Source organism: Vibrio sp. 10N.247.311.49 (assembly GCF_041467655.1).
In the GTDB taxonomy this organism is placed as follows: Bacteria; Pseudomonadota; Gammaproteobacteria; order Enterobacterales; family Vibrionaceae; genus Vibrio; species Vibrio crassostreae_C.
This window is the reverse complement of the sequence record NZ_JBFSVA010000004.1, coordinates 232,161-256,469: the sequence shown is the minus strand read 5'-3', so window position 1 is coordinate 256,469 and position 24,309 is coordinate 232,161. Positions and strand designations below refer to the sequence as shown.

Below are 24,309 nucleotides of genomic sequence, written 5' to 3'. Positions count from 1 at the left end.
CTAAATTGGCTATTCGACCACTCACTCTCGTAGCGGAAGTTTCTTCTCATCGACTCCTTTAATATACACCCTGACTTAATTAATACATTCAGGGATAACAAATTATGATGTGGTTTCTTACCTGTGTCGCAGCACTCATTGGTGGCTACTTTATTTACGGAACCTTTATCGAGAAGATTTTCGGTATCAATGAAAAACGCCAAACACCTGCTCACACTAAGCAAGATGGCGTGGACTACGTTCCAATGTCGACACCAAAGGTTTACCTAGTTCAGCTGCTTAACATCGCAGGTGTAGGTCCAATCTTCGGCCCTATCATGGGTGCCCTTTATGGTCCAGCAGCAATGCTTTGGATCGTTCTAGGTTGTATCTTCGCAGGTGCCGTACACGACTACTTCTCAGGTATGTTATCTATCCGCAATGGTGGCGCTTCGGTTCCAACCATCACTGGACGTTACCTAGGCAATGGCGCAAAACACTTTATGAACATCTTTGCCATTGTTCTACTGCTTCTTGTTGGTGTGGTATTCGTTTCTGCTCCAGCAGGCATGATCACTAACCTAGTGAACGACCAAACTGATTTCGTAATGTCTACGAGCACCATGGTTGTCATCATCTTTGCTTACTACATCATCGCAACGATTGTCCCTGTCGATAAAATCATTGGTCGCTTCTACCCACTGTTCGGTGCACTGCTTATCTTTATGTCTGTTGGCCTAATCACTGCGATTGGTCTATCTGACGAGCACCAAATCATGGGTGGCTTCGAGATGAAAGACATGTTCACTAACATGAACCCTAACGATCTACCGCTTTGGCCTGCTCTATTTATCACCATCGCTTGTGGTGCTATCTCTGGCTTCCACGCAACTCAGTCTCCACTAATGGCGCGTTGCATGGAAAATGAGAAAAACGGCCGCTTCGTATTCTACGGTGCAATGATTGGTGAAGGCATCATCGCTCTAATCTGGTGTGCACTTGCTCTGTCATTCTTCGGTTCAGTTGAATCTCTATCTGACGCGATTGCAAACGGCGGCCCTGGTAACGTGGTATACAGCGCTTCATTTGGCCTACTGGGTGTATTTGGCGGTATCCTTGCTTTCCTTGGCGTGGTTATCCTACCTATCACTTCTGGTGACACAGCGTTCCGTTCAAGCCGTCTTATCCTTGCTGAATACTTCAATATGGAACAGAAGACACTGCGTAACCGCCTACTGATGGCTTTACCGCTGTTCGTTCTTGGTGGCATCCTGACTCAAGTAGATTTCGGTATCATCTGGCGCTACTTCGGTTTTGCTAACCAATCAACAGCAGTAATGATGCTGTGGACAGCTTCAGCTTACCTACTTCGTCACAACAAACTGCACTGGGTAACAACGGTTCCAGCTATCTTCATGACGTCTGTGTGCATCACATTCATCTTGAACAATAGCCAGCTGGGCTTCGGTCTACCAATGCAGCTTTCAACCATCATCGGTGTGGTGAGTGCATTCGGTGTTGCGGCTTACGTTATCAAAATTTCAAAAGGCAAAGGCGATATCGACCTTGCTGATGAAGAAGAAAAAGAAGCAAAAGGCGTCACCAAAACCGCCTAGTTATTTCAGACTCTTGATAACAAGAGACACGTCTTCATAGAGAGACGAAAGAACAAGCCAAACACACTTCGCTTGCTCCCGTAATCACCCAGTGATTCGTGGAAATTAAGACTAAAGCCCGTCCTCTGTGATGGGCTTTACTGTATCTCAGCATTGAGAAGCAATCGTCACTGGATATAACCAACGAAAACACAAGCAAAGCTACCGTTACTACGCAATGAGCTTTACACTTAACCAGCGTCTCAATAGGTGAAAATATGGAACTCATTCTCTCTCTGCTGCAACAAACCTGTGTCTACTTAGTGATTGCTTACATGCTCAGCAAGACTCCACTGATTCTCCCTTTGTTGAGCATCTCTTCACGCTTAAGTCATAAGATAAGCTGCTACGTTCTGTTTTCCCTATTCTGTATTATGGGCACCTATTTTGGACTGCAGATTAATGACGCGATAGCCAATACGCGCGCGATGGGTGCGGTCATGGGTGGTCTATTTGGCGGCCCTGTCGTTGGCTTTGCCGTCGGCTTTACTGGCGGAATCCATCGTTACTCATTAGGCGGCTTCACAGACTTGGCTTGTGCTATTTCCACCACAGCAGAAGGCTTGATTGGCGGCCTATTGCACGTTTACTTGGTTAGAAAGAACAAAGCCAGCCAGCTGTTTAATCCATTGGTTGTTTTCTCGGTAACCCTGTTTGCAGAGATTATTCAGATGCTAATTCTGTTAGCGGTCGCGAAACCATTCGAGCAGTCCTATGCTCTGGTTTCTGATATTGCCGCGCCAATGATCATTGCTAACTCGGTCGGTGCGGCGCTGTTCATGAGCATCATCCAAGATCGGAAAACCATCTTCGAGAAGTATTCGGCAACTTTCTCACGCCGCGCATTAACCATCGCCGAGCGTTCAGTGGGTATTTTGCATGGAGGATTCAATTCGGATAACGCGCAAAAAATCGTGCGGATCATTTACGAAGAGACCAACGTTGGTGCGGTGGCGATCACCGACCGAGAAAAAATCCTCGCGTTCATCGGCATTGGTGATGAACACCATATTCCGAACACCCCTATTTCATCGCAGAGCACGCTCACTTCGATGGAACAGAACGACATCATCTACCTTGATGGCAAAGAGAATCCATACCAATGCTCCCTTTCGCAAGATTGTAAGCTAGGCTCCGCGCTAATTATCCCGTTAAGAGCCGGAAACGAAGTCATCGGAACCATCAAACTGTATGAGCCAAAGCTGAAACTATTCTCAACCATCAATATGTCGATGGGTGAAGGTATCGCTCAGCTCTTATCGAGCCAGATCCTATTTAGTAATTATCAACAACAGCAAACGCTGCTCACCCAAGCGGAAATCAAACTGCTGCATGCACAGGTGAATCCGCACTTCTTGTTTAATGCACTTAACACCATCAGTGCCGTTACACGTCGTGACCCTGATAAAGCACGTGAGCTCATTCAACATCTGTCTCACTTCTTTAGAAGTAACCTGAAGCAGAACATCAACACGGTAAAACTCAAAGACGAACTGGCACACGTTAATGCGTATCTAACCATAGAGAAGGCACGCTTTACCGATCGATTAGAAGTGGAATGGGATATCGACCCACAACTGTATGAGTCGCAACTGCCAAGTTTTACCCTACAACCGCTAGTCGAAAATGCCATCAAACATGGGATTTCTAACATGCTGGAAGGTGGCAAAGTGAAGATCTATAGCGAGGCTTTCAAGGGTGGGGTCAAGTTGACCGTTGAAGACAACGCGGGCAATTATCAAAAGCCATCGAAAGATCATGTTGGACTAGGCATGGAAATTGTTGATAAACGACTCACTAATTTCTTTGGACAAGATTCAGCACTAAAAATAGAATCTCAACCACAGCAATTCACTCGAATGAGTTTTATCATACCTATACTAAAATAAAGGTATTTTCGGAGACGAATCGCTCCGAGTTGAAACATTTAGAAGCAGACATTTCAAAGAAAAGCGTGAACCAAGCAGGGATAGAACCAAGATGAAGATTGTAGGATGTTAAAGGCATTAGTTGTCGATGATGAGCTTTTTGCTCGCGAAGAACTGATTGAACTACTGACCGAGACTGGAGAAGTGGAAATCATCGGCCAAGCAAGTAACGCGATCGAAGGACTGAAACAGATCAATCTGCTCAAGCCTGACGTGGTGTATTTGGATATCCAAATGCCGCAGGTTACCGGAATTGAACTGTTAAGCATGCTTGATCCAGACACCATGCCTTACGTGGTATTCGTCACTGCCTACGACCAATATGCGATTCAAGCCTTTGAAGATAACGCTTTTGACTACCTACTTAAGCCAGTTGAACCTTGTCGATTAAACAAGAGTGTTTGTCGTCTGAATAAGGTCATCAAGCAGAACCACAAAGCGCCAGAACAGAACATCTCCGCGATTGCTCCCTGTCACTTAGAACAAATACCATGTATTGGTCACAACCGCATTGTGATCATGGCAAGCCAAACGGTCGAGTGCGCGTATTCAGATATCAGCGGTGTGCATGTTCGTAGCTCATCACAAACCGCCACTTCACAGTTAACCCTGAAGATCCTAGAAGAAAAGACCGATTTGATCCGCTGTCATCGCCAGTATTTGATCAACATAAAATCGATCCAAGAGATCAAACTGTTGGAAAATGGATTAGCAGAGATCATTACCCTGACCGGCTTTGAAGTGCCTGTCAGTCGTCGCTACCTCAAGACACTGAAAGAGCTACTCGGCCTCCAGTAACCCGTTAGAAATTCGACGCCTTTCCAAAGCACGATCAAAAAAGCCAACGCATCAACGTTGGCTTCCTACTGTTTACAAATCAATAGTGTTTACAAATCGATAGTGTTTGCGAATCGATAGAGTTACGAATCGATCTTGTCGCCAATCAATAGCGATTAGTCGACTTGCTTAATCTGCAGCTCTTTCGGCACTTCGAAGAACATGTTCTCTTCACGACCTTGAATCTCTTCTACCTCGGTAGCACCCAGTTCACGAATACGATCTAAGATTTGGTTTACCAACTCTTCAGGAGCAGAAGCACCGGCTGTTACACCGATTTTCTTTTTCCCTTCAACCCATTCAGTTTGAATGTCTTCAGGGCAGTCGGTTAGATAACCTGGCGTGCCTAGCTTCTCAGCCAGCTCTTTTAAACGAGTTGAGTTCGATGAGTTCTTAGAACCAACAACTATCACGACATCAACATCACCGGCCATCTCACGAATTGCGTCTTGACGGTTTTGAGTCGCGTAGCAGATGTCGTCTTTACGTGGGCCTTGGATCTCAGGGAACACTCGACGCAGCTCTTCAATCACATCCGCCGTTTCATCAACTGACAAAGTGGTTTGGCTAACATAATGCAGGTTACTTGGATCATTCACCACGAGGTTCTGTACATCCTCTGGTTTCTCAACCAAGTACATACCACCAGTTTGGCTAGCGTACTGACCCATGGTGCCCTCCACTTCTGGGTGACCCGCGTGACCAATCAGAACCACTTCCATATGCTTGCGGCTCGCACGAGCAACTTCCATATGGACTTTGGTTACCAATGGACATGTTGCATCAAATACCGTGAGTTCGCGCTCTTTCGCTTCTTTACGAACGGCTTGAGAAACACCGTGAGCAGAGAAGATCACGATGTTATCGTCTGGCACTTCACTTAACTCTTCGACAAAAATAGCACCACGTTGCTTTAGCCCTTCAACAACAAAGCGGTTGTGTACCACTTCATGACGAACATAGATCGGTGGCTGGTACATTTCGAGTGCACGCTCAACAATACTGATCGCACGATCGACACCGGCACAAAAGCCACGAGGGTTAGCTAACATTATTTTCATTTCATTGCTCATCATTTACCGCGGTACTAAGGTTGCTTCTATAGAGTTCGCTGTCAGCGAGGCTCGCATTCTACAGTGAAGCGCCTAGACAGTGAAGCTCTGGGTTACATCACAGCTGTAAGGTGATGTTATTCAACCGTCAAGATAGCTATTCTACCGTTAAGATAGCGATTCTAACGCTAAGGTAGTTAGTTCACCGCTAAATAGTTAGTCCACCGCTAAGATGTTAACGTCAAACGTAACGTCTTGGCCTGCTAATGGATGATTAAAATCAACCGTCACTGAATCACCCGCGATCTCAGTGATAATACCTGGAATTTCCATACCATCAGGACCAGAGAAAGCCATAATAGTGCCAACTTCGACTTCAGAATCGCCAACAAATTTAGCACGATCCATATGATGAATGTGATCTGGATTTGGCATACCAAACGCGTCTTGCGCCTTCAATTCGATAGACTTTTCAGTTCCCGTTTCAAGACCAATCAAGCACTGTTCAAAGTTCTCACTTAGGCTGCCATCACCCATAACGAACTTCGCAGGCTTACCCATATTTTCGGTGCTATCGGCAACTGAACCATCCTTCATTTTAATCGTAAAATGTAGAGTTACTGCTGAATCATTTTTAATTGCTGCCACGTTACTTTCCTTAGATTTCTTTATTATTTGAGGATGCGCTGTGCTTTGCTTCCTTGTTGACTGAAGCATAAAAAAAAGCGCCGTCGGAATCAACCGACAGCGCTTAGGGCTATTCTATTCTGTGAGTCATAGACTGACTTTAGAGCAATCTAATTCAAAGCGATTTAGTTAATACTCATTAATAGCTGAGTCGCCTATTTGCTTTCATCTTTCTTGCGGAAGCCATCTAGGATGATCATCGCAGCACCGATACAGATCCCCATATCCGCTAAGTTAAACGCAGGCCAATGGTAAGTACCCCAGTAGAAATCTAAGTAATCGACAACAAAGCCGTGTACTACTCGGTCAAATACGTTACCAACAGCGCCACCAATGATGATCGCATAAGCAATGTTATTCCACTTCTCTGCCGCAGGTAGTTTACTCATCCAGTATGTCAGCATGCCCGTTACCGCAAAAGCGATACCCGTAAATAACCAACGCTGCCAGCCACTCTGATCGCTCAGAAAGCTAAATGCTGCACCATAGTTATGGACATACAAAAAGTTAAAGAATGGCAACACCTCAATACGGTTTGCCCAGCCATAACCCATATTGTCCATGACGAACAGTTTGATGCCAATATCTGCAAGGAAGACCAACAGAGCCAGCCATAACCAACGCACACCAGATTGTTTTAACGAAACTTCACTCATTTCTATTCCTAGTATTTACGAAGCCAGTACCCATTTAATCATCCTGTTTAAGGGATGATGAGCACTCAACTCGGTTAAACACATTGCCTATAATTAAAAATAACCCCAGTTGATACTGGGGCTATGATTTTTACAAAAAGTTCAGTCTTTCTCTGAGTCGTTATGCGTATTTACGCACTTCGCCTTCACCGTCGATGTTCGACACACAACGACCACAAATTTTCTCGTGACCTTCGATTGTGCCTACATCTGGAGTGTGGTGCCAGCAACGGTCACACTTCTCAGCTTCAGTTGCTGCAACTTCAACGTATAAACCTGCAACGTCTGTCGCTTGAGCTGTATCAGACTTGTCGCTAAGCGGCTTAACAACAGCAGCAGAGGTGATAAGTACGAAACGTAGCTCATCTTCTAGCTTGTTGATTTTAGCAGCCAGTGCGTCGTCAGCGTATAGAGTCACTTCAGCCTGCAATGCACCACCGATCGTTTTCTCTTTACGAGCATCTTCAAGAAGCTTGTTCACTGCGCCACGAACTGACTGGATTTCAGTCCAGAATTCGTTGCTTAGCTCTTCGTCGTCAGCAAGACCAAATAGGCCTTCGAACCACTCGCCAGTGAATACAAACGTGTCGCGCTCGCCAGGCATCTCGTTCCAGATTTCATCTGCAGTGAACGACATGATAGGCGCCATCCAACGAACTAGAGCTTCTACGATGTAGTAAAGCGCCGTTTGACAGCTACGTTGAGCATGGCTGCCCTGTTTCGCTGTGTACTGACGGTCTTTAATTACGTCTAGGTAGAAAGAACCCATTTCGATAGAACAGAACTGCATTAGACGCTGAGTCACACCGTGAGTGTTGTACTCACCGTATGCTTTAACGATCTCTTCTTGTGCAGCTTGAGCACGGCCAACAGCCCAGCGATCAAGTGCGACCATTTCTTCAGCAGGCACTAGGTCAGTTTCAGGGTTGAAACCGTTCAAGTTCGCTAGGAAGAAACGAGCCGTGTTACGAATACGACGGTAAGCATCCGCTGAACGCTTCAGGATTTCATCAGAAACCGCAACTTCACCCGTGTAGTCTGTAGAAGCAACCCATAGACGCAGGATATCTGCACCTAGCTTGTTGGTTACGTCTTTAGGAGCAACAACGTTACCGATAGATTTAGACATCTTACGGCCGTTACCATCCACTACGAAACCGTGCGTTAGTACTTGCTTGTACGGTGCTTCGTCTTTCATCGCGATAGATGAAATTAGAGAAGACTGGAACCAACCACGGTGTTGGTCTGAACCTTCAAGGTAAAGATCAGCACTGTGAGTGCGCTCTTCGTTCGGGAAGTTGTACTCTTCACGAGAATCAACAACAGAGAAGTGCGTAACACCTGAGTCGAACCATACGTCTAGCGTATCAAGTACTTTCTCGTATTTGTCAGCGTCTTCAGCACCCATCAGTTCAGCAGCATCTACATCCCACCAAGCTTGAATGCCTTTTTCTTCCACAAGCTTCGCTACTTTTTCAATAAGAGCTGGGCTATCTGGGTGAAGTTCTGATGTTTCTTTATGAACGAACAGAGCAATTGGCACACCCCAAGTACGTTGACGAGAGATACACCACTCAGGGCGACCTTCGATCATACCTTCGATACGGCTTTGACCCCATTCTGGCATCCATTCAACACTCTTCGTTGACTCTAGTGCTTTTGCACGTAGGCCAGCTTGATCCATAGAGATGAACCACTGCGGTGTTGCACGGAAGATGATTGGAGTTTTATGTCTCCAACAGTGTGGGTAGCTGTGCTCGTAAGCGTGGTGATGCAGAAGTGCACCTTTCTCTTTTAGAACTTCTAAAACAGAGTCGTTCGCTTTGAATACGTGCTGACCAGCAAATAGCTCTGTATCTGGCAGGTAAACGCCGTTAGAACCAACTGGGTTAGCGATTTCTAGGTTGTACTTTTTACCAACCACGAAATCTTCTTGACCGTGACCAGGCGCAGTGTGAACCACACCAGTACCTGAATCTGTTGTTACGTGATCGCCAAGAACTGCAGGAACAGTAAAGTCGTAGAACGGGTGGTTGAACTGAGAAAGCTCAAGATCAGCACCTGTAGCAAAACCAAGGTTGTGGAAGTGCTCGATACCTGCACGATCCATTACGTCTTTTGCTAGTTCAGAAGCAACAACGATACGTTGAGCAGGCTGGTCGCCATTCGCTTCAACTTGGATAAGCACGTATTCAAGATCATCACGTAGACATACTGCGCGGTTAGCGGGCAGAGTCCATGGTGTTGTTGTCCAGATAACGATAGAAATTTCGCCTTGACCCGCATGACCTTCAGCTAGAGTAAATTTCTCTAGAAGCGCCGCTTCGTCAGCTGCTGTAAATTTCACATCGATAGATGGAGAAACTTTATCTTTGTATTCAACTTCAGCTTCAGCCAGAGCAGAACCACAATCAGTACACCAGTGAACGGGTTTGAAACCTTTAAGAAGGTGACCTTTGTCTGCGATTTTGCCAAGAGAACGAATGATGTTCGCTTCTGTGCCAAAATCCATAGTGCGATAAGGTTTGTCCCACTCGCCCATGATGCCAAGACGTTTGAAGCTCTCTTTCTGACCTTCAACTTGACCCGCAGCGTACTTTCGACACTCTTCGCGGAATTCAGCCGCCGAAATCTTCTGACCAGGCTTACCTTTCTTCTTCTCAACCATTAGCTCGATTGGAAGACCGTGACAGTCCCAACCAGGGATGTACGGTGCATCAAAACCAGAAAGGGTCTTAGATTTGATAATAATGTCTTTAAGAATCTTATTCAGCGCGTGGCCAATGTGAATATCGCCGTTCGCGTATGGAGGGCCATCATGCAGTACGAAAGATTTTTTACCTTTCTTTGCCTTACGGATTTCGCCGTAAAGATCTTCTTTGTACCAACGCTTCAGCATTTCTGGCTCACGATTTGCCAGATTGCCGCGCATTGGGAACCCTGTTTCTGGTAAGTTCAGGGTATCTTTATAATCACTCATCGATTCTTAATTCCGTTATATTGGGCGAAGTTAGACATTATGTTAATCGGTGGAATCATCCGATTAATTCTTTAGCTGAAGCAGCCACACCCTTGCGGCTTCAGCATCCAATTCTATTTGATTCTTTAGTGCGTCGAACGATTCAAATTTTATCTCGTCGCGCAGTTTGTGCAAAAGTCGTACTTCTAACTGTTTACCATATAAATTGGCTTTAAAGTCAAAAAAATGCACTTCCAATTGCTGCCTTACCCCATTAACTGTTGGTCGTTGTCCAATATTAGCAACGCCACCGACAGGAACACCGTCGATATCCAAAGCTTCAACAACATACACTCCCGATACAGGAGAAACACAACGCTTTAATGGAATATTAGCGGTAGGGAAACCGATAGTTCTCCCTAGTTTTCGACCATGGGACACTCGACCACTAATACTGTAATCACGTCCTAACATGGTAGCACTTGCAGCCAAGTCATCGACCGCTAATGCATTTCGTATCTCAGTACTGCTTACTCGTAATTGGTTTAAGCAATAGCTTTGGGTGCTGACCACCTCAAAACCGTACTTCTCGCCCGCCTCTTTGAGCATAGCGAAATTACCGGTACGACCTTTACCAAAGCAAAAATCGTCACCAACCACCAAGAACTTCACACCAAGCTTATCAACCAAAAGATCCTTAATGAATGCTTCCGCGGATAAACTTGCAAAATACTGATTAAAATTAACACACAATAAGCGACTGATATCTAGCTTACTCAGTTGCACGTATTTGTCTCGTAAACGAGTTAAACGTGCTGGCGCTCTATCTCGGGCAAACAGCTCCATAGGCTGCGGTTCAAACGTCATAACAACAGAAGGTAGCCCTAATGCTGCAGCTTGTTTAGAAACCTGACTCAAAACCTCTTGATGTCCTAAATGAACACCATCGAAGTTACCTATGGTTAATACACAGCCATGATGCTGCGCTTTAATATTGTGTATACCTCGGATCAGTTCCATTATGATCAGCTAAAACCTGTTATTTGCATCATTTATTGTGTGAAACCGACGGATTATATACTAATCAGTATTAATCTGTCGCTGCTTTTAAATGTTTTACTCGGATACCTAAAATCAGTACCGAAACAATATAAACAAAGCCACCAAGTCCAATCAAGCCAGTTAATGTCAGCGCTCTCTGGCTAAAGCTCCATTCAAGCCAATGTTGCATATTATCCAGCTGCCATAAAATAGCCGCTACCATCACCACACCTGAGATAATTAATTTGGCACTGAACAACAAGGTTGTCTTAGTTAATTGATACACACCCGCAAGGTGCAATCCTCGATATAACAAGGCCATATTCACAAAGGCAGACAGTGCCGTCGCAATCGCCAAACCCACATAGCCATAAAAATAAGCAAAGATCGCGTTAAACACCATATTGGTCACCATAGCGATAATGCCGTACTTAACCGGTGTTTTGGTATCTTGGCGAGAGTAATAGCCCGGAGCTAAAACTTTAATCAGCATGAAATTAAGCAAGCCTGATGCGTAAGCTACCAATGACATCGATGCTTGCTGTACATCGTGTGGAGAGAACTCACCACGCATAAATAGCACCATCAACATGGGTTTAGCTAAAACGATAAGACCTAACATCGCAGGAATACCAAGCAGCAACACCATGCGCACGCCCCAATCCATGGTATGCGCGAACCCTTCCCCTTGAGCATCTACGTGTTTACGAGACAAAGCAGGAAGAATCACAGTCGCAATCGCGATACCGAATAAACCGAGAGGAAATTCAAGCAGTCGGTCTGAGTAGTACAACCAACTGATAGAGCCTGTTGCGAGGAAGCTGGCAATAAAGGTATCAAACAATAAGTTGATTTGGCTGACCGATACACCGAACAGAGCAGGGATCATTAATGTGCGGATCTTAACCACACCCGGGTCTCTCCATCCCCACTTCGGCTTAACCAACACACCCGCTTTGATCAAGAAAGGCATTTGGAAAAGGAATTGGACTAAGCCACCAAGAAACACACCAATAGCCAAACCAATTTCTGGTTGTTCTAAATTAGGTGAGATAAACCATGCAGCGCCTATGATCATCACGTTCAAGAACACAGGAGTAAAAGAAGAGACCGCAAATTTACCTAATGTATTAAGAATGGCACCAGATAAAGCGACGAAGGTGATAAACCATAAATAAGGAAAGGTAATCTTGAGCATAAAGCTCGCTAGCTCAAATTTGGGTGCTGATGGGCCATCATTTAGCCAGTCGATAAACCAACCCGCACCAAACATCGCGGTGATCACGCCAGAGCCCAATACCCCGATGACGGTGACAATAGAAACTAAAACCCCGAGCGTCCCCGACACCTTAGCAATTAAATCTCGTGTCTTATCTTTATCACCTGCGGCGTGATATTCCGTTAATACAGGAACAAACGCTTGAGAAAACGCACCTTCTGCAAAAAGTCGACGTAAGAAATTAGGAATTTTATTAGCGAAGAAAAATACGTCGGCACTCGCTCCTGCCCCCATCAAATTTGCTACTACTACATCACGTACTAGCCCCAATACACGGGAAACAAAAGTCATTGCGCTGACAATCAGGCCTGACTTTAATAGTCGTTTACTCACAGAAACCTCTGACACTGGTTGATTACTTTCAAGCGAGGATAAATACTATCCTGTCCTAAGAAGCATATTTATTAGCATTGGTCTAAAAATGCTGTTAGAATCCCCGCCATCTTAACCGCGATGACCTTTCCATACCAAAGTTTGTTTGGCTACGATTGGTTTTTGCACAAATCATTTGACAATTAAGCGCTAATGAGGGATAGTCCTCGCCCTTAAATTGTCACCGAACTAAGTTTTTGGGAGTTAGACCCTTGGCAAACAGTAAATCTGCTAAGAAGCGCGCTATCCAAGCTGAGAAACGTCGCCAGCACAATGCTAGCCGTCGTTCTATGATGCGCACTTACATGAAAAAGACTATCGCAGCTATCGCAGCTGGTGATAAAGAAGCTGCAACTGCTGCTCTTGTAGAAGTTACACCACTTCTTGACCGTATGGCGACTAAAGGCCTTATTCATAAGAATAAAGCTGCACGTCATAAGTCTCGTTTCGCTGCTGCAATCAAAGCTCTTTAATAGAAATTTGATTACAACGCAAAACGAAAAAAACCGGCCTAGGCCGGTTTTTTTTATATCTAAATTTTGAGTAACGCTTTTATTTTACGTGCTAACAGCCGTTTTTCTGACCGATAAACAATTTAAGCAGATAGATAAAACAAACAATCAGAAAAATAAATAGAGAAGCAAATTGGTACGTAGATAGATAGGTAAACACTAACGTTCAATGTGAAATGCTAACACTTCCTTGTGTCATTCTATCGCTGATAAGAAATCCCCCTCCCACCAGCAATAAGCTACTTGCAGTAAATACCATGCAGTAGGTTAATCATCGCTTTTACTTCTTCACTACTCAATGTGTAATACACAGTTTGAGCTTCTTTGCGAGTTTCGACCAAACCATCTCTTCTCAACCAAGCAAGATGTTGAGATAAAGCAGACTGACTCAGTTCCAACTTGCCACACAACTCCCCAACCGACAGTTCAGTGCCATGTAATAGGCACAAAATCTGTAAGCGACGCTCGTTAGCCATGGCTTTGAGTAGAATCACAGCTTGTGCTGAGTTCTTCTCCATCTCTTTTAAGTTCATAGTTTGGCTCCCTACAACCTTTACGCCAACTACGGGCTATCAGTATTTCCGGCATATTGCGGAGTTATGATAATCGATATCAATTCATTAACAAACTATCTCACTCGAACAATTTGCTAAAATCTGCGTCACATACGTTTTTTACTGCTGGATGTTGGATCATCCTCTCAGCAAATATGACGTAGTACTCCTCTTTTAACTCTTCAATACCGCCTAATAGTTGCAGTGATGTGTCGTCTTCCACTTCAGACATATAAATCGTCGGTGCTAAAAATATTACGTCATGATGGTAACGAGCAAAAGCCTTCATCAATGCGGCATCATCAAACTCACCTAAAATATCTGGCTTAAGCCCTTGTCTATCAAACCATTGCAGCACTTTACGACCCATTGAGGTTCGGCTGCCAGGGATCAAAAGCTTTCTTTGCTCCAATACAGCAGGGAAATTAACCCCTTCAACCTGACCTGAACTAAAAAAGCTCATTCCACTCTCACCCAGCTTTTTACTGAACAGGCCCGGGCTTTGACTAGAGTCCACCGGACAGTCAGACAAAATCATATCGAGCTTATGTTGAGAGAGTTGCTCAAGTAGCATTTCATGGGTCGATTCAAAACATCGCAAGTGAATGCTGTTATCTGGAGGGATGGTCGACATCAGTATCTTACTGACGAGTCTTTTAGAGAGCGCATCCGCGACGCCAACATCAAACAGAATATTGGAGTGCTGGCTGTAATTCACGATGTCCAGCATCTCGTAACTCAGGCCAAACATACGATCGGCATATTTAAAGACCAGTTGCCCAAGCTCTGTAGGCTCAACACTTCGGCCATTACGCTTGGTCAACTTGCCATCCATGCGTTCTTCTAAGGCTTTTATCTGCCCCGTTACCGTTTGTGGTGTTAGGAATAGGGCTTCTGCAGCTTTAGTAACAGAGCCTTGCTTGCAAACCATCCAGAAGTAATACAGATGGTTGTAGTTGAGATGCGACATAGATGTGCCGTAATAAAAGAGTAGATACCCTTTTATATCAAATATGACACCGCCACTCAACAAACTCGGAAAAACCTAACCAAACATAGATTTACCACTTATTTTTTCGAAGTGTCTGATTTCATAATGTAATATTTCATCGATTATTTTCAATTTTTTTCTAACTTTTAAGATCTATATCACCTATAGAATTTCCATTAAAAAACAATTTAAAACAACAACTTAAAACAAACACATTAGCAGTTGGAATATTTAAAGAGTAAATCATCACAAAAAAGTCGCACCTAAACCAAAATGTAATATTACTGAAATATTTCCCCTCTAACATCACGCTCAGATTAAACAAACAGACCAAACACAGACTTAAACGGTCCAATGGAGAAAACATTATGAACCAAGCTACTACTGCAGCCGCGCCTATCTCGAGCACTACTCGTTGGCTACGCTGGGCTAACTTGGCATTCATGCTTTACCTACTATTACTTTCAGTTTCAATGGTTGGTACAGGCTTCAAATGGGCAACAGGCGAGCAAGCAAAGGTTCTTTTCGAATTTGCTTCACACCCAGTTGCAGGCTTAATGATTGGTTTAGTAGCAACAGCGCTTATTCAATCATCAAGTACAGTTACTTCAATTATCGTTGGCCTTGTGGCAGGTGGTTTACCTGTTGAGCTAGCAATTCCTATGATCATGGGTGCTAACATTGGTACTACGGTAACCAATACGCTAGTTAGCCTTGGTCACGTTCGTTGTAAAGAAGAGTTCAAACGTGCATTCGCAAGTGCGACAATCCACGACTTCTTTAACCTATTAGCCGTTGCTATCTTCCTACCACTAGAGATGGCGTTTGGAATTCTAGAGAAAATTTCTCACTGGTTAGTATCACCGATGCTAGCAACAGGTGATATGAGCATGGGTGGTCTTAACTTCATCAAGCCAATCACTAAGCCTGTTGTAAGTGCGATTAAAGAACCACTATCAACGTTTGGCGACACTGTTGGCGGCATCATGCTTATCGCTCTAGGTATCGCAACTATCTTCGTAGCTATTACTGTAATGGGTAAGCTGATGAAGAGCCTAATGGTTGGTCGTGCTCGTGAGATTCTAAAGAACGCAATCGGTCGTGGTCCAATCCACGGTATCGCTTCTGGCTCTATCGTGACTATCCTTGTTCAGTCTTCTTCTACGACAACAAGCTTGATGGTTCCACTAGTAGGTTCAGGTGTTCTTAAAGTACGTGACGTTTACCCATTCACTCTGGGTGCAAACATCGGTACATGTATTACGGCTCTACTTGCAGCTACAGCAGTGTCTGGTGAGTTCGCAGTATTCGCACTACAAATTGCTCTAGTACACTTGGTGTTCAACATCATGTCAACGGTATTCATCTTCGGTATCCCGTTCCTACGTGAACTTCCAGTTAAAGCGGCAGACATGATTTCAGACATGGCTGTGAAGAACAAAGCTGTAGTGGCTGGTTACCTTGTTGCGGTATTCCTTGTACTGCCTGGTAGCGTGTTAGCTCTTACCGCTTAATAGCAAAATAAACATCGCTTATAGCAAAGCCCGCTACCTCCTAGGTTGCGGGCTTTTTCTTTTTAAGAGCAGATACGGGATTAGGGTAAACGAGTAACGAAGAGCTAAAATCAAATTCGAGATATGAGTAAGCTTGTGACAAGAGCTGAAACTGATACGATATAAGAGTAAATCGGTAAGGTAAGCATTACTCACCAAAGAAGTCCGTTCTAGCTCTTCGTATCCCGCATCTCGTTTACCCGCATCTATATATTTCCGTCATTCCCTACAGCGAGGAACGAGCGTGATAGGGAATCCCACAAACACACCACGAAAGAGACTCCCAACTCCTTCCTTCGTCAGTCTAGGGAATGATGAATCGAAAAAAGATTCGAGATGCGTGTAAGCGAGTATCGAAGAGAAAGAGCCAATGCGCGTTGAGAGTATACGAGTAACATAAAGCATCACACAGCATATGATTTCTCTGCTCTTCGAATCTCGATTACTCGTCACTGTAACTTAGATACAAAAAAGGCTGCACAGAGGCAGCCTTTCAATCAAACAAAGCGAGTGAGATTAAACCGAGAATGGGTACTTAATCGCTTCGTGGCATTCGTAACCTTCAACCCAGAAGTCATCCATCGTTACCCATGTTTCCAAATCTTCTAGAGACTTAATCTGAGGATTGATATGGAATGTTGGGCCAGCTAACGGCTCACGCTTTAACTGGATATCACGCATAGGTGCAAGTTGATCTTCGTAAATATGAGCATTTACTAGCTTATGGTAAGCCACGCCAGCTTTCTTACCCGTGATTTGCGCCATGATAGCTAGGAAGACATACACTTGAACCATGTTGAAGTTCAGGCCTAGGGGTACATCGCAAGAGCGCTGAGTGCTGTTTAGGTACAGAGTATCACCAAGTAGTGAGAAGTGATGGCTGTACATACACGGACGCAAACATCCCATGTGGAACTCACCTGGGTTGTAGAAGTTTAAGATCTCGCCGCGGTCATCAATACCGTTAGTTAGATCATCAACAATCTTCTTCAGTTGGTCGATATGACCGCCGTCAGGTTTTGCCCATGCACGTCCTTGAACGCCATAAACACGGCCCATGTCATCTTCACCCTTGCGGTAAGGGTTATTCAGCCATGCTTCATTCAGGTTAGAATTCGCATCCCAAGTTTTAGTCCCTAGCTTACGAAAATCTTCAGCATTGTCGTAACCACGGATATAGCCAAGCAGCTCAGCAACTGCGGCTTTCCAAAAACTCTTACGCGTTGTTACCAGTGGGAATTGGTTATTACCAACATCATATTCAAGGTCAGCATTGATCACGGTTAGGCAACGCTTGCCCGTGCGTTCATTTTCAATCCAAGTACCGTCATCAACGATACGCTGACAGAGATCTAAATACTGTTTCACACCAATTCCTTACTTCGTTTGTTGTGGTAATTCGTCTTTGTAGTGACCACGCTTGTATGCCCACACCATCATCAGCACACCGATGATAACCATTGGCAGTGACAAAATTTGTCCCATAGAGATAAATCCACCGAACAAACCTAGGTGAGCATCAGGTTCACGTACGTATTCTACTAAGAAGCGGAATGTACCATATCCAGCTAGGAATAACCCTGATACAGAACCAAGAGGACGCGGCTTTTTGATAAACCAGTTCAAGATGAAGAACAGCACGATACCTTCAAGCGCCATCTCGTAAAGTTGAGATGGGTGACGAGGAAGTGGACCACCGTTAGGGAACACAATCGCCCATGGCACATCAGTCACACGGCCCCAAAGCTCGCTGTTCATGAAGTTACCTAGACGGCCCATACCTAAACCAAATGGGACGAGTGGTGCAATCATGTCTGCCACGCCAAAGAAGGTGCGACCATTCTTTTTCGCATACCAGAACATTGCGGTGATAACACCCAGCAAGCCACCGTGGAAAGACATACCGCCAGTCCATACCTTAAATAGGTACAGTGGGTCTGCTAGGAAAAGGTCAAAGTTGTAGAAAAGTACGTAGCCAATACGACCACCCAACACCACACCTAGAAAGCCAGCAAACAGTAAGTCTGATACTTGCTCTCGAGTCCAACCACTACCCGGTTGATCAGCTCGGCGATTTGCTAACCAAAGAGCAAACATAAAACCGACAAGGTACATTAGGCCGTACCAACGAACTGAGATTGGTCCTAGTTCAATAAGAACAGGATCGATATTTGGGAATTCGATAAAACCCTGAGACATACTTGGCTCTCTATCTAAATTGATTAACGGTTAGCTCAATGACTAACAGAAAAGACACTACAGCAGCATTGTGGCTGCTATAAACATTAAAAATACCGCAAAGAATTTCTTCAGCACAGGGGTTGGCAATTGAGTGGCCAGTTTCGCACCCACTCGAGTGGTCAAAACTGAGGTACAAGATATCGCGATCAAAGCCGGTAGATAAACATAACCCAAGCTATACGCAGGAAGATCATCGACAGAAGATCCATGCCAAATGAAACCTAGCATTCCCGAAATCGCGATAACACAACCGCATACCGAAGATGAGCCGACGGCTTTACGCATTTCCACACCGTGATGGTTAAGGAAAGGTACCGATAAAGACCCACCGCCAATGCCCGCTAAGCTTGATACCAAACCAATCCCGCCGCCACACAACACGGTTTTAGCTGAACCCGGCATCGATTTTTGGCTCTTGGAGCGAATCGACAATAGCATTTGCAACGCCAACACCAAAACAATCACACCAAAGACTTTTGGTAAGTATTGAGCTGGAATTACATCGGCCACGAAAGAGCCGAGGAAGCCACCTATCACCACACCTGGCATCAACCATTTAACGACAAACATCTCTACGTTACCCAACTTTAGATGGTTAATCGCAGACGATCCCGACGTAACGATGATGGTTGATAGCGAAGTAGCCAATGCCATTTGCATCGCAAACTCTTGGGGGATACCCGCTTTAGGAAGCAAAAACAGTAAGGCAGGAACAACCAGCAAACCACCACCAATGCCTAGCAAGCCTGCTAAAACACCAACAATAGCACCAAGGCCCGCTAACAAGCCTATCAGTTCATATGACACGTTAAATCCTATTTTTTACCTGCTCGAATGAAGCCTGTAAATTCACGCTCTTCGAAATAGTTCAGCATCATACTATAGATGTCACTACCATACGGTTTTGAAAGTGCCTTATTTGCCAAATCCTGTAATTCAGCCAAGTTCGATTGACGAATCAAATATTTGGTTCTTGCGACATTCGAGGTATTCATACTTAACGTCTCATACCCCAATCCAATCAATAGCAGCGCGCCCATCGGGTCACCGGCTAACTCGCCACAAATACAAACAGGTAATTGATATTGCTTACAAGTATCATGAATTTGTTTTAATGCCATGATCACCGCAGGGTGCATTGATTCATAGACATCGGATACTCGTGAATTGTTCCGATCAACCGCTAATAAATATTGGGTTAAGTCGTTGGTACCGACTGAAACAAAGTCGACCTTATGCGCAATCAGCGGCAGTATGTACAGCATGGATGGCACTTCAATCATGATACCAACGCGAGGCATACGCACTCGGTTATCAAGCTCATGCACTTCATCATACGCTTGTTCAATCAACTGTAGCGCGTCATCCAACTCCTGTGCACCAGAGATCATCGGCAGCAAAATACTCAAGTTATGGCTTTCACAGCTCGCACGTAGCATGGCTCGTAACTGAATAATAAAGATGTCAGGATGATCGAGCGTAAACCGAATACCACGCCAACCAAGGAATGGATTGTCCTCTTCGATAGGAAAATACGGTAAGGCCTTATCACCACCGATATCGAGTGTACGCATCACCACTTGTTTCTCTGGGTAGCTTGCCAGTACAGAACGATACTGCTTGAATTGTTCATCCTCTGACGGGAATCTTTGCTGCAACAAGAAAGAAATTTCAGTTCGATACAGCCCTACGCCATCAACGCCTTGGTTGATAGCGATGTTAGTGTCTGCACTTAAACCCGCATTAAGCAGAATCTCGACTTGCTTGTTGTCTTGCGTTTTTGCCGGTAGGTACAGCTCGCGATTGACCATAGAGGAGAGCTCACTCTCTTCTAGAATCAGCCCTCGATACTCTTTGAGCAGGCTTTTAGTCGGCTCAATAAAGATCTCACCGCTATACCCATCAACAATCGCTCGCTTGCCATTAGCTTGAGCTAGGTTGAGGTTTACCCCCATGACGGAAGGTATGCCAAGCGCTCGAGATAAAATCGCTGCGTGCGAGTTCGCCGCCCCTTCCAAGGAAATCACCGCTAAGAGCTTTTCTTTGGGAATAGACGCTAATACCGAAGCGGTTAACTCACGAACCACTAGGATAATCGGCTTATCTAACGTGCGAAGTTCATGTTCAGAGTTGTGGAGGAAATAGAGCAGCCTTTGTCCGAGCTCTCGGATGTCTTGTGCTCTCTCACGAAGATACACGTCCGACATACGAGCAAAGCGATTAGAATAACTCTCTACAACCTGTCTTAGTGCCCAATCGGCTTTATCGCCTTTCTGGATTTGGCTTTTTAGATCCTTACGCAGCATAGGATCGTTGAGTAAGTGAGTAAACAGGTCAAAGATCGCCAACGCATCTTTATTGATTTCGCTATCTAAGCGCTTTCGCATGCGCTTAAAGTCATTGAGGGCGTTTTCAACCGCTACCGCCAACAACTCATGCTCTCTCTCTATATTGAGCGTCGAAGCAGGATAAACATCGGTGAGTTCAGGCTGAGTGTTGTCCCACCATAAGTCACCAATCGCCACGCCCGATGAAGCTGCAATACCTTTAGTAGCCGGTAGCTTCTGTTGCTCTAACAGCCAATGGCCTTGAGTTTGGGCGTGCGCCACAATAACGGCAAGTTGTGCAGAGAGCGTGACAAGGAAGGATTCTTCCATCTCACTAAATAAACGTGGGGTCTTCTGTTGAATGACCAATACACCGAGCACTTGCTTGCGGTGGATAATCGGAGTACCGAGAAAAGAGTGATAGACGTTTTCTCCAAGCTCTGGAAAAAACTTATAAGCAGGGTGAGCAGACGCTTGTGCAAGGTTGATAGGTTCAGCACTTCTTTTAACAAGGCCAACCAGACCTTCGTCAAAACCAATGTGAATGCTATTGCCTTTGAAGATCAGGCCTTGAGTTGCCATCAACTCAAGGCGCTGCATATCATTATTTGCCAAATACACGGTGCAACATTCCGTCTGCATCGCACTGCATGTCTCTTTAACCAAAATATCAAGAGCCGTCGACACATCTTCAACTCTTGATACGTGTTCAACTATTTCCCTTAGTTGACTGAGCATGCTTAACCTCTACGCAATTTGCGCTTTCCTTTTATTTTTCGCTCTTTAAACGGCATTGCTAAAGATGCGAACTCTTTCATCGCTCGACGGTAAACATCTCGCTTGAAAGAAACAACTTGTCGAACTGGGTACCAGTAACTCACCCAACGCCAACCATCAAACTCAGGTGTACTTCCACGCTGCATATTGATATGCGATTCATCGCAATCTAAGCGCAAAAGGAACCACTTCTGTTTTTGTCCAATACAGACAGGTTTAGAATCCCACCGAACCAGTCGTTTGGGTAGCTTGTAGCGTAACCAATGACGACTTGTCGCGACGATCTTTACATCCTTTTTAGTAAGGCCAACCTCTTCATACAACTCGCGGTACATTGCCTGTTCCGGAGTCTCACCTTCATCTATTCCCCCTTGAGGGAATTGCCATGAATGTTGCCCGTATCGTTTAGCCCAGAAGACCTGACCATGGTTGTTACAGATTACAATACCAACATTTAATCGGTAACCATCGCCATCTATCACTGGCCAACCTCTATCTAAATTTTTAATTACTCTGATTTTTCCACATATCCCCAATCGGAGCAAACTTAGTGACGTGATAAGCGCTATATTTATGAATAATAACTAGGAATATGGATAAGTTTTGCTCAAACTCTAGTTACCCACACAATAGTGAGACATAGACCACATTTATTCACCTTTTCTGTGAATAACTATGTGAAGAATTACCCGCAATCGTTTTTTTTAATCCATAGATTCATCAACACCAAAAACAACAAATCAGTCAAAATAATTTTATTATTATATAAATCAGTAAATTAAAATAACATTCTAGTTTTAAAAAACATTAGAAATGTAAAAGATCTTTCAGAAACCTGACATGGTTAAAGATCAACCACTCCGATGTTTATCCACACTACTAAGTGAAAGATTCATTTTGAACCCCATTTGGCAAGCATTTTATCCACCATAAACCCCTGTTTATTTATCCACTAAATTAATATTTCAATTAATTACCTTTATGTCCTGTGGATAACCCTGAGTTTGATCCCTTTTCTCGCAAGGAGATCATTTCTTAACCAGTCGTCATTTGGTGATAACTTCTGATAAAATCATTTTTTTGATCATGCCTTTTATTATGAAACCAGAACCACAAACACAACAAGAGCTGTTAGAGCGCGCGTATGCCATCGCCGGAATGACCTTTAAAGAGCTCGCTGACGAAGCTGAGATGGTGATGCCAAACGACCTTAAGCGTGATAAAGGCTGGGTTGGGCAGCTATTGGAATGGCACTTGGGTGCACCTGCAGGCAGTAAGCCAGAACAAGATTTTGCCAAGCTCGGTATCGAGCTAAAAAGCATTCCGATTAGCTACTCTGGCAAGCCACTCGAAACCACCTTTGTGTGTGTTGCTCCTTTGATGGGTGTGCAAGGCATAACTTGGGAAACCAGCCACGTTCGAAACAAGCTGTCTAAGGTGTTGTGGATCCCTGTCGAGGGAGAAAGAGAGATCCCGCTAGCAGAGAGGCATGTAGGATCCCCTTTGCTATGGACACCAAGCGAGGCTGAAAACGAGCTTCTAAAAAGGGATTGGGAAGAACTGATGGAATTGATCGTGTTAGGCAATGTTGAACAAATAACAGCAAGGCACGGTGAAGCGCTGCATCTACGACCAAAAGCCGCCAACAGCCGAGTGTTAACGGAAGCCTACGGTGCAAGTGGAAAGCCCATCAAGACTAAACCGCGTGGTTTTTACCTAAGAACTCAATTCACCCACAAATTGCTGACGACACACTACGCATAGGTCGCTTAACGCACTTCAAAGATAGGATGATCAGTGTGTTATCAACCGTCGGTAGTAAGAAACGAGTTCTAATGAGGTTTGAGCGCCAGTTCAATATCACAGTAGCTTTGGCTTGGCTCATTACCAAACTCATCATAGGCGTTGTGTAAGCGAAGATACGCCTTTTCAAAGCCGAGCCGGAGTAACTCTTCTTTCACTTGATCCAAGGATCCAAAGTGAAGCGGCTCACCGTCTTGCTTTACCGGTTCTAGCTTGCGTTTATATTCCACTGCTAATAGATATTCCGAGATATCGGAACAGCCAATAACGTATACCTTTGGTGTTTGATACGAGTCTTTGTGCTCTCCATGTAACCACATGTCTAATTGATGCTTTTGCATAGCCAGCCTCCCTTGCTCTATAAAGCGTAGTAGAACTCTTTTTCTTTACTAGATAACGACTTAAAAAAGCACACATAACGGCTTAAAAAAGCAAAAAAGAGAAGCAAGTGCTTCTCTTTTTTGGCCAGTTCTAGTTCAAAAGCTTGCACTTCCGACGCCACAACTATCGCTGATATTTATCTTAAGGGGTGAAAGGCGCTATCACCCCACAAGATTACGTCGGTATTCGCGCGCTTAAGACTCGACGAAGGTGACGAACTCGACGTTCAATCGTAACGACTTCAGGTTCAGAAAAACCAATTGGTCGACCATCGGCTTCAAGGCCAATATCTCTCAATAAATGAGTATTGTTCCATGGTAGATCGTATGAACTACGACGAACTTTTCGTTGCCATTCACGTTCTTCACGACGAAGGTCTGCACGGATAAGGACTGTTGCTAGTTTTAAGTATACTGAGTGACGCATAATAACTCTCCAGTTGTAAAATAAACTGAGGAAAAATAGCGTGTTAAATAGTATGAGGGCTTCTCACTTAGCTGCTATTTTTCCGCAGCCAAATAAGGGTACGGATCTATTAGTTAGGTTTATCTTGGGTGTTTCGATCGGCCATGGCTGATGTTTGTGACATAACAGTCACCATGTCAGTACACGGATCAAACGACGCGCAAATATGCTGTATAAAATCGAAATGTTTCATTTGCGCCTCCAAACTAACTAAAAAATCC

Annotated in this window: 21 protein-coding genes; 6 read left to right on the top strand and 15 right to left on the bottom strand. The window is 44.5% G+C overall.

Features of this window, described 5'->3' with window-relative positions; genetic code table 11:
- Positions 1-104 precede the first annotated feature (104 nt).
- The 3 genes from AB6E54_RS06935 (at position 105) to btsR (ending at position 4,360) form a co-directional block, all read left to right on the top strand.
- A complete protein-coding gene (locus AB6E54_RS06935) occupies positions 105-1,595 on the top strand; it encodes a carbon starvation protein A (RefSeq protein WP_372106054.1) in 1,491 nt (496 codons plus the stop codon).
- A gap of 257 nt (positions 1,596-1,852) precedes the next feature.
- Positions 1,853-3,523 carry a sensor histidine kinase gene (locus AB6E54_RS06930; RefSeq protein ID WP_017091340.1) on the top strand — a complete coding sequence of 557 codons (1,671 nt, stop codon included), beginning with the start codon at positions 1,853-1,855 and terminating at the stop codon, positions 3,521-3,523.
- Positions 3,524-3,628: 105 nt separating this feature from the next.
- Positions 3,629-4,360, top strand: coding sequence for a two-component system response regulator BtsR (gene btsR, locus AB6E54_RS06925; protein ID WP_017087547.1), 732 nt, complete (start codon positions 3,629-3,631; stop codon positions 4,358-4,360).
- 155 nt (positions 4,361-4,515) lie between these two features.
- On the opposite strand, the gene ispH is transcribed toward btsR, so the two are convergent.
- From ispH to murJ, 6 genes are all read right to left on the bottom strand, one after another.
- Complete coding sequence (ispH, locus tag AB6E54_RS06920) at positions 4,516-5,472, bottom strand: 4-hydroxy-3-methylbut-2-enyl diphosphate reductase (protein ID WP_029222310.1); 957 nt, start codon at positions 5,470-5,472, stop codon at positions 4,516-4,518.
- A gap of 195 nt (positions 5,473-5,667) precedes the next feature.
- Positions 5,668-6,099, bottom strand: coding sequence for an FKBP-type peptidyl-prolyl cis-trans isomerase (gene fkpB, locus AB6E54_RS06915; RefSeq protein WP_012603277.1), 432 nt, complete (start codon positions 6,097-6,099; stop codon positions 5,668-5,670).
- 194 nt (positions 6,100-6,293) lie between these two features.
- Positions 6,294-6,794 carry a signal peptidase II gene (lspA, locus tag AB6E54_RS06910; protein ID WP_004735054.1) on the bottom strand — a complete coding sequence of 167 codons (501 nt, stop codon included), beginning with the start codon at positions 6,792-6,794 and terminating at the stop codon, positions 6,294-6,296.
- A gap of 160 nt (positions 6,795-6,954) precedes the next feature.
- On the bottom strand, positions 6,955-9,813 hold the full coding sequence (ileS, locus tag AB6E54_RS06905; protein ID WP_372106051.1) for an isoleucine--tRNA ligase: 2,859 nt from the start codon (positions 9,811-9,813) through the stop codon (positions 6,955-6,957).
- A gap of 63 nt (positions 9,814-9,876) precedes the next feature.
- Positions 9,877-10,812, bottom strand: coding sequence for a bifunctional riboflavin kinase/FAD synthetase (gene ribF / locus AB6E54_RS06900; protein WP_017062867.1), 936 nt, complete (start codon positions 10,810-10,812; stop codon positions 9,877-9,879).
- A 70-nt stretch (positions 10,813-10,882) separates the two neighbouring features.
- Positions 10,883-12,445 (bottom strand): murein biosynthesis integral membrane protein MurJ, encoded by a 1,563-nt coding sequence (murJ, locus tag AB6E54_RS06895; RefSeq protein ID WP_032545655.1) that lies wholly within the window; start codon positions 12,443-12,445, stop codon positions 10,883-10,885.
- Between the two features lie 251 nt (positions 12,446-12,696).
- On the opposite strand from murJ, the gene rpsT reads away from it, so the two are divergent.
- Complete coding sequence (rpsT, locus tag AB6E54_RS06890) at positions 12,697-12,957, top strand: 30S ribosomal protein S20 (protein WP_004739529.1); 261 nt, start codon at positions 12,697-12,699, stop codon at positions 12,955-12,957.
- A gap of 278 nt (positions 12,958-13,235) precedes the next feature.
- On the opposite strand, the gene AB6E54_RS06885 is transcribed toward rpsT, so the two are convergent.
- A complete protein-coding gene (locus tag AB6E54_RS06885) occupies positions 13,236-13,529 on the bottom strand; it encodes a metalloregulator ArsR/SmtB family transcription factor (RefSeq protein WP_004735028.1) in 294 nt (97 codons plus the stop codon).
- A gap of 100 nt (positions 13,530-13,629) precedes the next feature.
- Positions 13,630-14,520, bottom strand: coding sequence for a transcriptional activator NhaR (gene nhaR / locus AB6E54_RS06880; RefSeq protein WP_017059341.1), 891 nt, complete (start codon positions 14,518-14,520; stop codon positions 13,630-13,632).
- A 389-nt stretch (positions 14,521-14,909) separates the two neighbouring features.
- Between nhaR and AB6E54_RS06875 the strand changes: the two genes are divergently transcribed.
- Entirely contained in the window at positions 14,910-16,055 is a 1,146-nt protein-coding gene (locus tag AB6E54_RS06875; protein WP_017059340.1) for a Na/Pi symporter, read from the top strand.
- Positions 16,056-16,610: 555 nt separating this feature from the next.
- On the opposite strand, the gene AB6E54_RS06870 is transcribed toward AB6E54_RS06875, so the two are convergent.
- The 5 genes from AB6E54_RS06870 to rppH are packed head-to-tail and all read right to left on the bottom strand — an operon-like array spanning position 16,611 to position 21,921.
- Positions 16,611-17,462 carry a thymidylate synthase gene (locus AB6E54_RS06870; RefSeq protein WP_017059339.1) on the bottom strand — a complete coding sequence of 284 codons (852 nt, stop codon included), beginning with the start codon at positions 17,460-17,462 and terminating at the stop codon, positions 16,611-16,613.
- A 9-nt stretch (positions 17,463-17,471) separates the two neighbouring features.
- The gene (gene lgt, locus AB6E54_RS06865) at positions 17,472-18,293 is read right to left on the bottom strand and encodes a prolipoprotein diacylglyceryl transferase (protein ID WP_017059338.1); all 822 of its coding nucleotides are present in this window, start codon (positions 18,291-18,293) and stop codon (positions 17,472-17,474) included.
- 57 nt (positions 18,294-18,350) lie between these two features.
- The gene (locus AB6E54_RS06860; RefSeq protein WP_017059337.1) at positions 18,351-19,142 is read right to left on the bottom strand and encodes a sulfite exporter TauE/SafE family protein; all 792 of its coding nucleotides are present in this window, start codon (positions 19,140-19,142) and stop codon (positions 18,351-18,353) included.
- A gap of 8 nt (positions 19,143-19,150) precedes the next feature.
- Positions 19,151-21,400, bottom strand: a complete 2,250-nt coding sequence (ptsP, locus tag AB6E54_RS06855; protein WP_017059336.1) for a phosphoenolpyruvate--protein phosphotransferase — start codon at positions 21,398-21,400, stop codon at positions 19,151-19,153.
- A gap of 2 nt (positions 21,401-21,402) precedes the next feature.
- On the bottom strand, positions 21,403-21,921 hold the full coding sequence (gene rppH, locus AB6E54_RS06850) for an RNA pyrophosphohydrolase (RefSeq protein WP_017059335.1): 519 nt from the start codon (positions 21,919-21,921) through the stop codon (positions 21,403-21,405).
- A gap of 616 nt (positions 21,922-22,537) precedes the next feature.
- Here rppH and mutH point away from each other — a divergent pair.
- Positions 22,538-23,203, top strand: coding sequence for a DNA mismatch repair endonuclease MutH (mutH, locus tag AB6E54_RS06845; protein WP_102332791.1), 666 nt, complete (start codon positions 22,538-22,540; stop codon positions 23,201-23,203).
- Positions 23,204-23,271: 68 nt separating this feature from the next.
- On the opposite strand, the gene AB6E54_RS06840 is transcribed toward mutH, so the two are convergent.
- Together AB6E54_RS06840 and AB6E54_RS06835 are read right to left on the bottom strand one after the other, a co-directional pair.
- Positions 23,272-23,583: a DUF6482 family protein gene (locus AB6E54_RS06840; protein ID WP_372106049.1), complete on the bottom strand. Its 312-nt coding sequence runs from the start codon at positions 23,581-23,583 to the stop codon at positions 23,272-23,274.
- Positions 23,584-23,797: 214 nt separating this feature from the next.
- Positions 23,798-24,049 carry a hypothetical protein gene (locus AB6E54_RS06835; RefSeq protein WP_004735015.1) on the bottom strand — a complete coding sequence of 84 codons (252 nt, stop codon included), beginning with the start codon at positions 24,047-24,049 and terminating at the stop codon, positions 23,798-23,800.
- Positions 24,050-24,309: the final 260 nt, after the last annotated feature.